Source organism: Ruminococcus sp. RTP21358st1_G6_RTP21358_211008, assembly GCF_040908885.1.
Classification (GTDB): domain Bacteria; phylum Bacillota; class Clostridia; order Lachnospirales; family Lachnospiraceae; genus Blautia_A; species Blautia_A faecis.
The window spans coordinates 21,250-34,024 of the sequence record NZ_JBDGDM010000021.1; the positions used below are offsets into that span (position 1 = coordinate 21,250).

The 12,775-nt window shown below is 40.1% G+C and carries 19 protein-coding genes; 7 read left to right on the forward strand and 12 right to left on the reverse strand.

Annotated elements, in window-relative coordinates:
• Positions 1-52: 52 nt before the first annotated feature.
• Together AB5Z12_RS10015 and AB5Z12_RS10020 are read right to left on the reverse strand one after the other, a co-directional pair.
• Positions 53-301 (reverse strand): winged helix-turn-helix domain-containing protein, encoded by a 249-nt coding sequence (locus tag AB5Z12_RS10015; RefSeq protein ID WP_005333437.1) that lies wholly within the window; start codon positions 299-301, stop codon positions 53-55.
• Between the two features lie 73 nt (positions 302-374).
• The gene (locus AB5Z12_RS10020; protein WP_005333435.1) at positions 375-629 is read right to left on the reverse strand and encodes a hypothetical protein; all 255 of its coding nucleotides are present in this window, start codon (positions 627-629) and stop codon (positions 375-377) included.
• Between the two features lie 277 nt (positions 630-906).
• Between AB5Z12_RS10020 and ligA the strand changes: the two genes are divergently transcribed.
• The 4 genes from ligA (at position 907) to AB5Z12_RS10040 (ending at position 5,431) form a co-directional block, all read left to right on the forward strand.
• Positions 907-2,901, forward strand: coding sequence for an NAD-dependent DNA ligase LigA (gene ligA, locus AB5Z12_RS10025; RefSeq protein WP_040015507.1), 1,995 nt, complete (start codon positions 907-909; stop codon positions 2,899-2,901).
• A gap of 77 nt (positions 2,902-2,978) precedes the next feature.
• Positions 2,979-3,482, forward strand: coding sequence for an NADAR family protein (locus tag AB5Z12_RS10030; protein WP_023921566.1), 504 nt, complete (start codon positions 2,979-2,981; stop codon positions 3,480-3,482).
• Between the two features lie 21 nt (positions 3,483-3,503).
• The gene (locus AB5Z12_RS10035) at positions 3,504-3,977 is read left to right on the forward strand and encodes an LPD11 domain-containing protein (RefSeq protein WP_005333427.1); all 474 of its coding nucleotides are present in this window, start codon (positions 3,504-3,506) and stop codon (positions 3,975-3,977) included.
• A gap of 89 nt (positions 3,978-4,066) precedes the next feature.
• Entirely contained in the window at positions 4,067-5,431 is a 1,365-nt protein-coding gene (locus AB5Z12_RS10040; RefSeq protein WP_005333425.1) for an ATP-binding protein, read from the forward strand.
• A gap of 63 nt (positions 5,432-5,494) precedes the next feature.
• Here AB5Z12_RS10040 and AB5Z12_RS10045 read toward each other — a convergent pair whose 3' ends face one another.
• The 6 genes from AB5Z12_RS10045 to AB5Z12_RS10070 form a co-directional block, all read right to left on the reverse strand.
• On the reverse strand, positions 5,495-5,857 hold the full coding sequence (locus tag AB5Z12_RS10045) for a type II toxin-antitoxin system HicB family antitoxin (protein ID WP_005333424.1): 363 nt from the start codon (positions 5,855-5,857) through the stop codon (positions 5,495-5,497).
• Positions 5,841-6,098, reverse strand: a complete 258-nt coding sequence (locus tag AB5Z12_RS10050; protein ID WP_005333422.1) for a type II toxin-antitoxin system HicA family toxin — start codon at positions 6,096-6,098, stop codon at positions 5,841-5,843. The genes AB5Z12_RS10045 and AB5Z12_RS10050 overlap by 17 nt, the downstream gene beginning before the upstream one ends.
• Positions 6,099-6,100: 2 nt before the next feature.
• Positions 6,101-6,457: a hypothetical protein gene (locus tag AB5Z12_RS10055; protein ID WP_005333420.1), complete on the reverse strand. Its 357-nt coding sequence runs from the start codon at positions 6,455-6,457 to the stop codon at positions 6,101-6,103.
• Between the two features lie 9 nt (positions 6,458-6,466).
• Positions 6,467-6,688, reverse strand: a complete 222-nt coding sequence (locus AB5Z12_RS10060) for a DUF5348 domain-containing protein (protein WP_005333419.1) — start codon at positions 6,686-6,688, stop codon at positions 6,467-6,469.
• 46 nt (positions 6,689-6,734) lie between these two features.
• Positions 6,735-7,394, reverse strand: coding sequence for a recombinase family protein (locus AB5Z12_RS10065; protein ID WP_040015506.1), 660 nt, complete (start codon positions 7,392-7,394; stop codon positions 6,735-6,737).
• A 205-nt stretch (positions 7,395-7,599) separates the two neighbouring features.
• The gene (locus AB5Z12_RS10070; protein ID WP_005333415.1) at positions 7,600-7,857 is read right to left on the reverse strand and encodes a helix-turn-helix domain-containing protein; all 258 of its coding nucleotides are present in this window, start codon (positions 7,855-7,857) and stop codon (positions 7,600-7,602) included.
• Between the two features lie 307 nt (positions 7,858-8,164).
• On the opposite strand from AB5Z12_RS10070, the gene AB5Z12_RS10075 reads away from it, so the two are divergent.
• Complete coding sequence (locus AB5Z12_RS10075) at positions 8,165-8,506, forward strand: helix-turn-helix domain-containing protein (RefSeq protein ID WP_005333412.1); 342 nt, start codon at positions 8,165-8,167, stop codon at positions 8,504-8,506.
• Positions 8,507-8,659: 153 nt separating this feature from the next.
• On the opposite strand, the gene AB5Z12_RS10080 is transcribed toward AB5Z12_RS10075, so the two are convergent.
• On the reverse strand, positions 8,660-9,184 hold the full coding sequence (locus AB5Z12_RS10080; RefSeq protein WP_005333410.1) for a PadR family transcriptional regulator: 525 nt from the start codon (positions 9,182-9,184) through the stop codon (positions 8,660-8,662).
• Positions 9,185-9,394: 210 nt separating this feature from the next.
• Between AB5Z12_RS10080 and AB5Z12_RS10085 the strand changes: the two genes are divergently transcribed.
• On the forward strand, positions 9,395-10,750 hold the full coding sequence (locus AB5Z12_RS10085; RefSeq protein WP_148462115.1) for an MATE family efflux transporter: 1,356 nt from the start codon (positions 9,395-9,397) through the stop codon (positions 10,748-10,750).
• Positions 10,751-10,880: 130 nt separating this feature from the next.
• Here AB5Z12_RS10085 and AB5Z12_RS10090 read toward each other — a convergent pair whose 3' ends face one another.
• Together AB5Z12_RS10090 and AB5Z12_RS10095 are read right to left on the reverse strand one after the other, a co-directional pair.
• Positions 10,881-11,069: a helix-turn-helix domain-containing protein gene (locus AB5Z12_RS10090; protein ID WP_005333406.1), complete on the reverse strand. Its 189-nt coding sequence runs from the start codon at positions 11,067-11,069 to the stop codon at positions 10,881-10,883.
• Positions 11,069-11,509, reverse strand: coding sequence for a sigma factor-like helix-turn-helix DNA-binding protein (locus tag AB5Z12_RS10095; RefSeq protein ID WP_023921559.1), 441 nt, complete (start codon positions 11,507-11,509; stop codon positions 11,069-11,071). The genes AB5Z12_RS10090 and AB5Z12_RS10095 overlap by 1 nt, the downstream gene beginning before the upstream one ends.
• A gap of 413 nt (positions 11,510-11,922) precedes the next feature.
• Between AB5Z12_RS10095 and AB5Z12_RS10100 the strand changes: the two genes are divergently transcribed.
• Positions 11,923-12,252, forward strand: a complete 330-nt coding sequence (locus AB5Z12_RS10100; RefSeq protein WP_005333402.1) for a helix-turn-helix transcriptional regulator — start codon at positions 11,923-11,925, stop codon at positions 12,250-12,252.
• A gap of 150 nt (positions 12,253-12,402) precedes the next feature.
• On the opposite strand, the gene AB5Z12_RS10105 is transcribed toward AB5Z12_RS10100, so the two are convergent.
• Positions 12,403-12,774: a hypothetical protein gene (locus AB5Z12_RS10105; protein WP_005333400.1), complete on the reverse strand. Its 372-nt coding sequence runs from the start codon at positions 12,772-12,774 to the stop codon at positions 12,403-12,405.
• Position 12,775 lies beyond the last annotated feature (1 nt).

The window sequence follows — 12,775 nt, forward strand, 5'->3', positions numbered from 1 at the left end:
AAATAAACAACAAGAGAAACACTTCGAGCCGCCCATTGCCGGACGGCTCCTTTTATGCCCGAAAGCGATAACCAACACCACGTATCGTTTCTATGTAGTGCGGTGTTTCCGGATTTTCTTCTATTTTCTTTCTCAAGTTCTTAATCAGACCGTAAATTCGGTTATTCACTTCTGACTCCGCTTCCTCATAGATATGCTGATAGATCTGTTCTTTCGTGAATACCCGATTAGGAGATAAAGCAACCACAGCGATTTGCTTCAAAAGTCTCTTTCGCCTGGTATACCGTTTATAACTTCTCATGTTTATCACCTTCAATCTGCTTTCAAATTTAATAATCTATATTTTATGACAATTCAGCATATAGAAAAGTTAGTTATTCGTGAAAATTATTTTTAAATTTAGAACTTGCATAACCACTACGATGTAAAAACAGTTTAGAGGCATTTATGACAGAGATTGATTTTATCTGGTTTTCGACTTTCTCCACGAAAGTGGCAAAAAATACCTGGCTACGAATTCCTTCGCTTAGGGCAAATCTGAAATCCTGAACGCTTTTATTCCTGTAGCCGACAAATTTGTCATCAACATAAGGCAAAAGCTTCATTGAGGAATCTATTTCATTTGACATATACTACATCTAGTGTTATACTGTTCTTATATCAATTATTTGTGTCAATCCGGAAAGGATTTATCACACGCAGTTTAGGTTTGAAACGTAGTCAGGAGTTTTCCTATGCCCAACAAGCAGCAGGGACTTCTGGCTTTTTTTATTTTGCAGGAAACTGCATCTATTTTGAGAATGAACATAAGCGTCATTCTCTTTTTTTATGCCTGAACGCAGGGAAAGGAGGATTACGGAAACAAATGATTCCGGAACTGGCACGCCACAAAAGAAAGGAGACTCTATGTCAGTCAAAAGAATTAAGAATCTTGTAAAACAACTCAATGAATACCGTCATGCCTACTACAATCAGGATGCCCCTCTGGTATCTGATGCCGAGTATGACCGACTCTTTGACGAACTGAAGGAACTGGAGGAACAGACTGGTTTCATCCTGTCAAATTCTCCGACACAGACGGTTGGATATTATCCGGTCAGTGAACTTGCCAAAGTCACCCATCCGATTCCACTGCTCTCGCTTGAGAAAACAAAACTGATTTCAGAGCTTTTAGATTTCATGAAAGGACAGGAAGTTCTCTTTATGCTGAAACTGGACGGTTTGACTACCAAACTCATTTACGAAGATGGCAGACTGATTCAGGCTTCTACCCGTGGAGATGGTGAAGTGGGGGAAGATATTACACACAATATCCCGGCATTTTTAAATGTACCGCTTACCATTCCACACAAAGAACGTCTGGTCATTACCGGTGAGTCTTTTATACCAACCAATGATTTTGAACGTCTGAAAGATACTCTGCGTGATGGAAATGGAAAACCTTATAAAAACGGACGTAATTTTGCTTCCGGATCAGTACGAAGTCTTGATCCGAAGAACTGTATCGGACGTTGTGTTCGCTTTCTTCCGTTCAATGTATTAGAAGGAATGGAGGATGTTCCCTTCCCGGACAGCAGAGCCTGCAAATTAGAAGGTTTAACACACCTGGGCTTTGGTTACTGCCCGTTTTTCTCAATTTCAGGAACCGGACTTTCAAAAGAATATGCGGAGAAATTCATTCAGGAATTGGTATCCACAGCAGCAAATTTACATCTTCCTATCGATGGCATTGTCATGATTTTTGACAGTCTCAGCTACTCCAAAAGCTGCGGAAAAACCGGACACCACTATAAGGACGGCCTCGCCTATAAGTTTGAGGATGATACCTACGAAACTTTCTTGCGTGAAATTGAATGGACACCGACCAGATTCGGAGAGATTGCTCCGGTCGGCATCTTCGATACCGTGGAGATTGACGGCTGTGATGTTTCCAGAGCTTCCCTTCATAATCTGACCTTTATCAAAAATCTGGAGCTTGTACCCGGATGCCGGATTCTTGTTTCCAAACGAAACATGATCATCCCACATATAGAGGATAATCTGGATCGTGGAAGGTATACCGACATCACGCCTCCGGTCTGCCCTTGCTGTGGTTCCAAAACCAGAACCTACAGCCGTAAGACCAGCGACGGTCGCACCGTAGAAACTCTGCATTGTGATAATCCGCAGTGCGACAGCCAGATCACAAGAAGGTTTGTCCATTTTGCCAGCAAGAAGGCAATGAACATCGAAGGACTGTCAGAAGCCACTTTAGAAAAATTCCTGAATCTGGGCTATCTGCACTCTTTTCAGGACATCTATCATCTGGAGGAACACCGGGAAGATATTGTGGCACTGGACGGATATGGTGAGAAATCTTTCGACCGCTTGTGGGAATCCATCAACGCCAGCCGGAGGACCAGCTTTGTCCGCTATCTGGTTTCCATGGATATTCCTATGATCGGCAGAACCAAAAGCCGGATTCTGGACACCGTATTTTCCGGAAATTTAACTGCATTTGAACAGGCGGCTGTCGGAGATTACGACTTCACTCAGTTAGAGGATTTTGGCGAAATCTTAAATCACAACATCCATTCCTGGTTTGCAGATGAAGCAAATCTTGATTTATGGAAAAACTTACAGAACGAATTCACATTTGAACAAAGAAAGGAAGAGACCATTATGACAAAAGAAAACAAATTTACAGGATGTACCATCGTAGCAACAGGGAAACTGGAGCATTTTACCAGAGACGGTATCAACGATAAGATTCTGGAGCTTGGTGCCAAACCTGGCAGCTCTGTAACAAAGAAAACCGATTACCTGATCTGCGGGGAAAAAGCCGGCAGCAAACTGGCAAAAGCCCAGAGCCTTGGTATTCCAATTCTTACAGAAGCTGAATTTTTGGAGATGATTGCATAACCATCTCTGCAATAGATGAGAATTATTTTGAGGTGTGGCTGAAAGGCCGCACCTCTTTTACAAAGGAGGAATTTATAATGAATCAAACAAATACAAGCAAGCGCATACCTACACAGATCAATGAATTTCGGGGAGATTATGCTTTTCTAAGCAATTTCTATCCGGCACCGGTCTCTTACATGGGACAAACCTATGCAAATAATGAAGCTGCTTTTCAAGCGCAGAAAACACTCTCTGCGAGAGAGCAACGCAAATTCTGTATTTTTCGGATGCATAATCCTTCTGATGCAAAGAAACTCGGCAGAGATCTTACATTACGCCCGGACTGGGAAAAAGTGAAAGTCCGGCTCATGTATGAAATCTGCATGTGCAAATTCATGCAGAACCCGGAACTCCGGGATAAACTTCTTGCAACCGGAGAGTCCACACTTATTGAAGGAAACAACTGGGGTGACTATTTCTGGGGCAAAGTCAATAACTGCGGAGAAAACCAGTTAGGAATCATCCTGATGGATGTACGTGCGAAGCTGCAGTGGAATGCAGAAACAGCGCCCAATAATATACCTCAATGTCTGCAATAAAGGAAAGGATGGTCTAATAGAATGAATGAAAATGCAAAAACAAAATTAGTGCTTGAGTATACTGGCATGGATGATTTTTCCTGTCCGGTATATAAGGACCAATTCGGAAAGTTGTGGAAGGATATTGACCTTGGCAAAGAGCCTGAACCGAATCTTTATTCTTTATCTTTTAACCATATTGATGGAGAACCTTCCCATCCCATACAGCAGGAGTACACATTTCATCCGGCTCCGTATCAAAGAAGTTCCTATGAATTCGAGTACCGGATGTTAAGTAAATTACAGTCTGACTGTGAATACTATCTGGGCTACGGAAATCGCAGTCCGTCTATCCTATGCAATCATAGCGTTCAAAACCATATTGCCCGTATGAAAGAATTATGGAATGGTTTTCCCACAGATCAGAAACCGGAATGGCTGACCTGGGAACAGCTTCTTCAGTACGAAAAAGTAATGACAGAAACCGGAATACCCGTGAAGAACTGCTCAGACTAGACAATTCATCATTTATCAGAAATTACCCTCTATATTATCCATTCATATTTTGATATAATAGGAACAGTTGAAAGAAAGGAGCATTTCCCATGTATCTGAAAAGAAAAGTTTACGATCAGCTTCTGGATTGGAAAAACGATACCGTCCACAGCACCTTGGAAGTGAATGGTGCCAGACAGGTCGGAAAAACATATATTATCAATAAATTTGCGGATGAGAACTTCAGGCACAAGATCTACATTAACCTGTTTGATTTGTCCGGCAAACAATTTATGGAATGTTACAAAAAAGCCACAGACTGGACTCCCGGTACAAAACGACCGGAGCAGCCGCTTCACGATGCTTTTAAACTCTTCGATCCGGATTTTGAAGATACCAACGATACAGTCATCATTATTGATGAAATTCAGGAATCCTCAGAGATATTCAACCGTATCCGAGAATTTACCCGCTATTTTCAAGCGCATTTCATTGTAACTGGAAGTTATCTGGGACGTGTACTGGAACCGGAATTCAAATTCTCCAGTGGAGATATTACCAGTATCCGTATTTATACCCTTTCCTTTAAAGAGTTTTTGGAAGCATTGGATGACCAGCTTTTTCAGAAGTATCTATCACTTCCACTGGATCATGCAGATGACACCGTACCGGAACTATATGACGAATTAAAGAATGTTTACGACATCTATAGACAGATTGGCGGCTATCCAAAGGTTGTGGAAACATACCTTAACACAAAAGACGTGGAAGCAGCTCAAAAAGAGCTTGTTAGAATCATCCGCATTTTCTTAAACGAATCTATGCGGTACTTTGATGACATCACAGATATTAGTGTTTTTACCAACATCTTTTTAAGCATCTGCCGTATTCTGCTTCGTGAAAAGAAAGGATTAGATGAGGACAGTATAAGTGAAGAACTGCAAAAGCTCGTTACAAAGAATTACTCCAGTAATCTTTCTAAAGCAACCTGCTATCGTGCTATCAACTGGCTTTACCATTCTGGAATCATCGGTTTCTGTGGCAAAATCACAGAACTGGACATCTTGAATTTCAAACCGGGAAGCCGCTGCTTCTTCATGGATCTTGGAGTTGCATATTATTATCTCTCCAGAACTGGTGCTACTGTATCAACTATGGATGGCTCATTGAACGAAAACTATGTTTACATTAACTTGTCCAAACGCCAGGAATTCCCGGAAGAAATTATCTTTGAGACACCGGCTTTTGCTACTTATAAAGGTGGTGAAATTGATTTTGTAGCTCAGACATTGAAAACTCACATCCGCTATCTGATTGAAGTTAAAGCCGGTAAGGGAACTGCATCTACTGCCTTGAAGGCATTGGAACAGGGGAAGGCCAATAAACTACTATATCTGAAAGGTGATACCAAAGGCGGAACCGTTGGAAACGTACAAACACTTCCTATCTATCTGCTAGAACAATATCATTTTTAATCAAAGAAAGAATACTTCGAGCCGCCCATCCGGACGGCTCTTTTCATCTATATTCTTGTATATTTATTTTACTAACAGCGCATCATTCTTTGAAAGAAGATATATACAGTATTGATTCATACTGATGCCTTCTTTTTTTGAGTGTTCCGCCAGATCCCGGTGTAAGCTGCGTGGCATCCTTATTTTAAACTGTCCCGAATACTCTTCCAGGCTTCCCGGTTCGTGAATCTCAATCCCTTCTTCCAGTGCAGCTTCTAACCATGCTTTTTTTGCATCCGCTGCATTTTCAACTGCCCTTTCTATCGTCTCTCCACAGGTGATGCATCCCGGCAGTTCCGGATAAGAAACCACAAATCCACCTTCATCCTTATCTTCCACAATTTCCATGCGATAGGACATTGCCAAATAATCATTCAGTGTCTTCATCGTTTTTCGCCTCACTTTCTACAATCTGCTTTACCATTTCAACATAAATTTTCTTGATTGGTTCGTGTTTCGGTATTGTTATCGGCTGGCATCCCGCTTTACGGAATGTATAATGGCTGCTCCCACTTCTCGGAGCATTTATCTCATATCCATAACTTTCTAATACTTTTCTTAGTTCATCAAAACGAAGGTCTTTCGATAATGAGCAAATTCTTGTCAATAGTTTATCCCATTTCGACATCTTTAATGCCTCCTATCTATAGTATATGTGGTGTCATATGTGGTGTCAATCTGTTTTTCATCTTTCTTGGTCAAATAAGGCTGCAGCTCTTTCTTAGCAGCCGTCACAAATTCTTCTTTTCTCGAACTTACCATATAAATCTTCCAGAGCATCAGATTCAGCTTTTCCGCATCCACTGCTTTGCATTTCTTTTTAATCATGCGGATAAACGGATAGATTACCGTATCCGATAACTTGTTCCCAGCAATCAACATCGTTCCATCCGTTCCATATACCTCATACAGACATTCCAAAATACTCCCCAAATCTGTCACCAATCGGAATGCCGGCTTTTCATATTTCTTTTTAGCTTCCATCATATGCTCCTCCTACATTCGAACCGTCAGTCCACTGAGACTCGTCTTAGGAAGCCCTACCAGATACCAGTCTTCATCCATTTCAATCCGAACCGGAATCCATGCATCCTTTACCTTCACATCAAAACATTCTCCGCAATGAAGACCTCCATAATAAGATTCAATCCCAAACCGGATATCAAATCTTCCCATTGATGGATCATAAATTAAAGTACCTATTCTCTTTTCACTCATATTTCTTTCCTCCTGAAATTCTTTGGTCTATATAAGTAATAGGACTTTAATTTGCAGAATTTGAAAGTTCCGGGTATTTTTCATAAAAAGTTTTTCGATAGCGATAAAAAGTTGAGTGCGTCATTCCCAAATTTTTACGAAGCTGTGTAGGTGTCGTTTCTCCAGAAACTACGCTTTGAAAGTTCTCATCAAAAGTTTCCTGCTTCATCACACTTGGTCTTCCATAATCATCCCATTCGCCCCGCAATTTCTTCGCTTCTATCCCTTCCCGCTGTCGCTTCTCCTTTTTCTCCAGCTCTGCCTGCGCCATAGAAGCATAAAGCTCCAGCATCATGTTATTGATTGTTTCCAGCATCATCCTTGCCATCGCATTATCCATCACAGATAAATCCATAAGCGTAGTCGGCAGTTCCAGAACCATAAGCCGCACTCCCATGTTCTTAATCCGCTGGATCTGTTGCATGGTGTCATACTTGTTTCTTCCCAGTCTGTCCAATTCTGTAACAATCAAAATATCTCCCGGCCGCAGGACATCCTCCACTAAAACGGTATATCTCGGACGATTAAAATTCTTCCCTGTCTCCTGATCCGTAAAAATATTCGTAAGTGCCATCTCATGCTCGTTACAGTACCGCTCAATTTCCTGTATGCCACGGTCAAGATGCTGCTCCTTTGTACTGGTACGGTGATATCCATATATCTGCATCCACATTTCTCCTTTCCATGTCCCAAAATATCCACACTTTTATTGGTATATTTCAAAACTGTGTGTGTAACCTTTTTGAAATATAATCCCTCTTTCCGGAACGTACTTCTAAAATGTATACATTTTGGGATATGTTTCTTTTCTATTTCTGTACGTACCAGAGCCGAAAAGTGCAACAAATATGACAAAAAACTCCCAGAGGATGTTACTCCCCTGAGAGTGGTTGAAACTTATAGCCCACACCTCGGACGGTGCGGATGTAATTCCAGTTCCGTGAATCTACTTTTAACTTTTTACGAAGCTGGCTAATGCAGCACATAACCGCATTAGCACAGTCAATCGGTTCTTCCTTCCAGACATTACGATAAATCTCCTCGTGAGAGAATACCCAGCCAGGATGTTCTGTTAGATATTTTAGTACCGTAAATTCTTTCAGACTCAATTCAATCTTTTGATCATTCATAAAAACAGTATGACAGCGAATATCTATCTGTAGGTTTTTGTCTTTGTAATGCAATTTACTTTCCTCCTAATCTGTTTCACCTTATCACAGCTAATCTAAAATGCTATTATTAGACTGCCAAAACTCAAATTCAAAACCAGAGCAATGCTTTACCTGCAAATAGTCTGGTAATAGACCAGTAGAATCGCAATAGCTGCAAGAGCCAGAAACGGCAAACACATAATTACCGGGGCAGAGTGAAGTGATAAATAAGAACCACTGATTTTTTAGCATTTCAGCCGGATATACAAGCCATCCCCATAGATTGGTGACCGTTACTGTTAAAATTACAGCACTGCCTATATATGTGGCAGCTCCTTTCCGGGTAAAGTTAAAGTCGCAGACCTTTACGACCTACGGCTTAATAGTACGAAAAGACATTAACTTTTCTGTAAAAGAATTTGATGTACTTTATATGCTATATTCTAATCCAGGGATGGCTTTTACTAAACAACAGATTTATGAAGCAGTTTGGCATGAAAAAGCAAATGGTTATTTCCACGCCGTGGAAAACACTATTTTTCAAATACGCAAGAAGATAAAAAAGTATTCCAGCGACAAGAATTACATAAAAACAGTAGTTGGATATGGGTATAAATTTGAAGTTTAATCTGCAGGATATAAGGAGCACCGGGTTTGAGGGAGATTCCCCACTAAGAAAATTTCTATGTTCTGGCTACAAAGCCGGAACATAGGTCGGCATCCATCCCTGTTTCTTCCCAATCCTGCAGACCTAATAAGAAATCAGCTAGTGACTTCTTCATCAAAAGTCTTTTTTTAGAGAAATAATCCATTTTTCAATAGCATCCGCCAAAACTATCTGCTGTTGCAATACTGCCATACCAGTCTTAGGGATTTCCGGATCATTCTCTTTCTCTCGAAGATTTTCCTCCAGATAAGTTTTTAATATTTCAATATTTTCCTCAATACTGGCAATACATGATTGTTGACTTTCAGGCGGTAACTTATCCAAATTTACAATTACTGCATTAAAATCTAAAAAAAAGTGAATGGGTTTAGAGGCTGTTTCCATCATAAGCTTTACAAATTCTTTTTCGCCTTCATCTGTTAATGAATAAACTGCTTTTTCAGGCATCTTACCTTCTTTCACAATTTCTCCTTTAATGAAGCCTTTTTCCTCCAACTGAATTGCTTTTTTGTAAATGGATGGTGTACTGATTTTTACCCATTTTGATATATTACGATATTCCACTAATTTTTGAATATCATAGGCTCCCATCGGTTCCTTTTTCAATATTCCTAACACAATTAAATCTATTGTAGCCATAGTTCACCCACTTTCTATATCCACGAAAGCTATAAAATACTTACGGTTATATATACTGTAATTTATAGTATTTGATTTTATACCTCTTGTCAAGGAAATTGCAGGATACACGCTTGACAACTACTATAAATTATAGTAGTATTCTCTCACGTAGTATACTATAATTTATACTACTATAATTTATATTCTTAATTGAAAGGAGTATTTGAAATGAACAAGAATAACAACAAAATGGATTTATTAGGAAATGCACCTGTTCCCCAAGCACTAATGGCTCTTGGTATACCGATAATGATTGGTATGCTTATTAACGCTCTCTACAATTTGGTGGATGCTTATTTCATAGGAGGACTTGGCGAGAGTCAAATGGGTGCAATTTCCATTGCGTTTCCTTTAGGACAAGTAGTTGTTGGTTTAGGTCTGATGTTTGGCAATGGTGCCGCCTCCTACTTATCAAGACTTTTAGGGCGAGGAGATAGGGAAGCTGCAAGTAAAGTCGCCAGTACTGCATTATACAGCAGTGTTTGTATTGGCGCAGTTATTATTATCGGAACTGCAATTTTTTTGAAACCTATTTTAACCATGTTAGGTGCAACAGACACGATTATGCCATACGCCCTTTCTTATGGAAGAATCTATGTTATTTCATGTATTTTCAATGTATTTAATGTAACGATGAACAATATCGTTGCAAGTGAAGGCGCCGCAAAAACAACTATGTGTGCATTATTATTAGGAGCTGTATTGAATATTGGTTTAGATCCTATTTTCATCTATACTCTCGACATGGGGGTTGCTGGTGCGGCAATCGCTACAGCAATTTCTCAAATGGCTTCTACTCTTGTATATTTAATTTATGCATTACAGAAAAAAAGCGCTTTTACATTTTCCATTAAGGAATTTTGTCCTTCTAAGCAGATCATAACTGAAATTCTGAAAATCGGTATACCCACATTGACTTTCCAGCTTCTTACAAGCCTTTCTATCGCATTCATAAACCGGGAAGCTAATATCTATGGAGATGCTGTTATCGCCGGAATGGGCGCTGTTACAAGAATCACTTCAATGGGAACTCTGGTTGTGTTCGGCTTCTTAAAAGGTTTCCAACCAATTGCCGGCTTTAGCTATGGTGCCAAAAAGTTTGATCGGCTCAGGGAAGCAATTAAAACTTCTATCTTATGGTCAACAATATTTTGTGTAGTTGTGGGATTGACAATAGCCCTATTTTCCACACAGATTATTTCGCAATTTACAGAAGGCAATACAGAGATGATTTCTGTAGGTCAAAAATCGCTAATGGCAAATGGATTTTCCTTCTTCGTATTTGGATTTTACACAGTGTATTCTTCTCTGTTTCTTGCACTTGGAAAAGGCACCGCCGGATTCGTTCTTGGGGCTTGCCGACAAGGTATTTGCTTTGTTCCGATCATTCTGTTGCTCCCATCATTCTGGGGCATAAATGGAATACTATATGCACAACCGATTGCCGATGTAATTTCTGCTATTGTTACTGTGTTTATGGCTCTATATCTTCATAAAGAACTGGCAACAACAAAAGAGCATTAAAGCATCAGGCAACATAATAGATCAACACCGTCTGCCGCTTCGAACTGAGGCAATATCACCCTTCAAAAAACAATCACTCCCAGAGGATGTTACTCCCCTGAGAGTGATTGCAGCCTTTGTTTAAGATAACTTACTCAATTATCTGGAATCTCTGGATACACTGAAGCAATGTACTTACCAGTTCCTGATACAGATCTTCATCAAATCTGCCATTCACAATCGCATTCTTAATTAAAAGCGGCTTATATATCTCTAAAATCTTCAGTACCGCATCTGCATTTCCTTCTTTTGCCTTTAAAAGTAATCGTTCAAAATTCATTAGTTTTCACCTCCCATCACCTTGCGGATCTTCCGGATTGCATAATAATAAATACCCTTGCATCGCTCCTCTGATAACCCGTTTAGCCTGCTCATTTCCTCAAAAGTACGTTCTTCAAACACATGCTGGTAAATCAGCTTCCGTTCTTCATCCCGCAGCGTATGAAGCGCTTTCATCAGTCTTTCATCTGACATCTTATTCCATTCTGGATATTTCCCCTGTGCCTCCTGCAATAAAAGCTGCTCCCTCGTTTGGTTCTCCAGCAATTCTTCGATTACAATTCTTGCCTCCATCTGTCCAATATCCTCCAACAGTTCTTCTGCATCAGCCATCTGGATTTTCTTCTCCAGATAATCATGTCGTTTTCCACGGACAAACTGTATCAGATATGCTGTAAAGTGATTTTGTATCTTTGATCCTGTATATGTTTTTTTGTTCATTTGTTTTATCCTCCGAAATTTTTTATCACGTTCCAAAAAATTCCGAGGATGGCGGTGAGCGGCAACAAAACGTGACACTGCCTTCATTTTTTCGAAAAAAAGAAAGGCTGGACCACTCTATTCGTAGTCCAGCCGATACTTCTCTTTCTATGTAATTGTGTAGGATATGCGATGATAGTATCTCATATACTGCATATTCTAACTTCTCTCCGACACATTGTATGGATAAGATTTTTTTAACAGATTCAGTTCCTCTTTGGCTTTTATCTTATGCTGTCCATTCATGTCTGTCGTACTTACTTCCATGTTTCTCTATTTGTGCATATGTTATCCTGCTTATCATAACGCACTTTAACGCATTTCGTATAGTGTTAATCTACGATAAAATATATGCATTAAGTGAGGTGATATAGATGGTGAAAAAATTATTGGGAGATGCAGTCAGGGAAGAACGTCTCCGCCGCAATCTTTCGCAAAACAGCCTTGCGGAACAGGCAAAGATTTCTTTACGGACTGTCTCTGATATTGAAAACTATATTGGCAATCCACAGTTGGAAACACTTTATGCCTTGGCAACTTACTTACATATTTCCATAGATGCTATATTTTCTAACCAGAAAACGAACCCGGATTCTACCATGCAGCAAATCATGGCAGAACTAAATTCCTGCCCGGAGGAGCAGAAACAGCTTGCCCTTTCTACACTGCGTGGACTTCTGGATGGATTCAAGAACCTAAGTTAAGGCTCTCCCGTATCCTTCATCATCTACACATTATACAAAGACAATCTGTGAGTAATCTGTGAATAGTCTGTGAGTTTTCTGTCTATTCCCATTCTGATACAAAGAACAGGAGAGTACACTGCCATAAGCATGTGTATCTCTCCTGCTTTTTTATGCCCTGCGAAATGCACTGATAGCATCCACTACATTCTGTCTCATAGTCTGATCCATCCGCAGCGGTTCTTCTTCCATCAAATCAACTTCTGTGGGCATTTCTCTATTTATCTTAGAAACGTCCTGCCCTTCCAATACCTTTCTTACTTCTTCCCGGATGATTTGCTGCATCATTGGCCGGAGCATATCCGGTTCCATGCTTATACTGCCATTACCTGTCTCATCCGTTCTTCCCGTATATGCCAGAATTGCCGCAACGATCAGTTTTGCTTTTTTCTCTGTCGTATTCAGAAGTTCTGTCACATACACGTGATCTGGATCCGACTTATCAAAACCAATAGTGAATACAAACGGATTTTTCTTTCCCATA

What these genes read in the sequence shown, in the direction of transcription:
- AB5Z12_RS10015 (WP_005333437.1), bottom strand. Translation starts at nt 301, where the DNA reads ATGAGAAGTTATAAACGGTATACCAGGCGAAAGAGACTTTTGAAGCAA.
- AB5Z12_RS10020 (WP_005333435.1), bottom strand. Translation starts at nt 629, where the DNA reads ATGTCAAATGAAATAGATTCCTCAATGAAGCTTTTGCCTTATGTTGAT.
- ligA (WP_040015507.1), top strand. Translation starts at nt 907, where the DNA reads ATGTCAGTCAAAAGAATTAAGAATCTTGTAAAACAACTCAATGAATAC.
- AB5Z12_RS10030 (WP_023921566.1), top strand. Translation starts at nt 2,979, where the DNA reads ATGAATCAAACAAATACAAGCAAGCGCATACCTACACAGATCAATGAA.
- AB5Z12_RS10035 (WP_005333427.1), top strand. Translation starts at nt 3,504, where the DNA reads ATGAATGAAAATGCAAAAACAAAATTAGTGCTTGAGTATACTGGCATG.
- AB5Z12_RS10040 (WP_005333425.1), top strand. Translation starts at nt 4,067, where the DNA reads ATGTATCTGAAAAGAAAAGTTTACGATCAGCTTCTGGATTGGAAAAAC.
- AB5Z12_RS10045 (WP_005333424.1), bottom strand. Translation starts at nt 5,857, where the DNA reads ATGAAGACACTGAATGATTATTTGGCAATGTCCTATCGCATGGAAATT.
- AB5Z12_RS10050 (WP_005333422.1), bottom strand. Translation starts at nt 6,098, where the DNA reads ATGTCGAAATGGGATAAACTATTGACAAGAATTTGCTCATTATCGAAA.
- AB5Z12_RS10055 (WP_005333420.1), bottom strand. Translation starts at nt 6,457, where the DNA reads ATGATGGAAGCTAAAAAGAAATATGAAAAGCCGGCATTCCGATTGGTG.
- AB5Z12_RS10060 (WP_005333419.1), bottom strand. Translation starts at nt 6,688, where the DNA reads ATGAGTGAAAAGAGAATAGGTACTTTAATTTATGATCCATCAATGGGA.
- AB5Z12_RS10065 (WP_040015506.1), bottom strand. Translation starts at nt 7,394, where the DNA reads ATGCAGATATATGGATATCACCGTACCAGTACAAAGGAGCAGCATCTT.
- AB5Z12_RS10070 (WP_005333415.1), bottom strand. Translation starts at nt 7,857, where the DNA reads ATGAATGATCAAAAGATTGAATTGAGTCTGAAAGAATTTACGGTACTA.
- AB5Z12_RS10080 (WP_005333410.1), bottom strand. Translation starts at nt 9,184, where the DNA reads ATGGCTACAATAGATTTAATTGTGTTAGGAATATTGAAAAAGGAACCG.
- AB5Z12_RS10085 (WP_148462115.1), top strand. Translation starts at nt 9,395, where the DNA reads ATGAACAAGAATAACAACAAAATGGATTTATTAGGAAATGCACCTGTT.
- AB5Z12_RS10090 (WP_005333406.1), bottom strand. Translation starts at nt 11,069, where the DNA reads ATGAATTTTGAACGATTACTTTTAAAGGCAAAAGAAGGAAATGCAGAT.
- AB5Z12_RS10095 (WP_023921559.1), bottom strand. Translation starts at nt 11,509, where the DNA reads ATGAACAAAAAAACATATACAGGATCAAAGATACAAAATCACTTTACA.
- AB5Z12_RS10100 (WP_005333402.1), top strand. Translation starts at nt 11,923, where the DNA reads ATGGTGAAAAAATTATTGGGAGATGCAGTCAGGGAAGAACGTCTCCGC.
- AB5Z12_RS10105 (WP_005333400.1), bottom strand. Translation starts at nt 12,774, where the DNA reads ATGGGAAAGAAAAATCCGTTTGTATTCACTATTGGTTTTGATAAGTCG.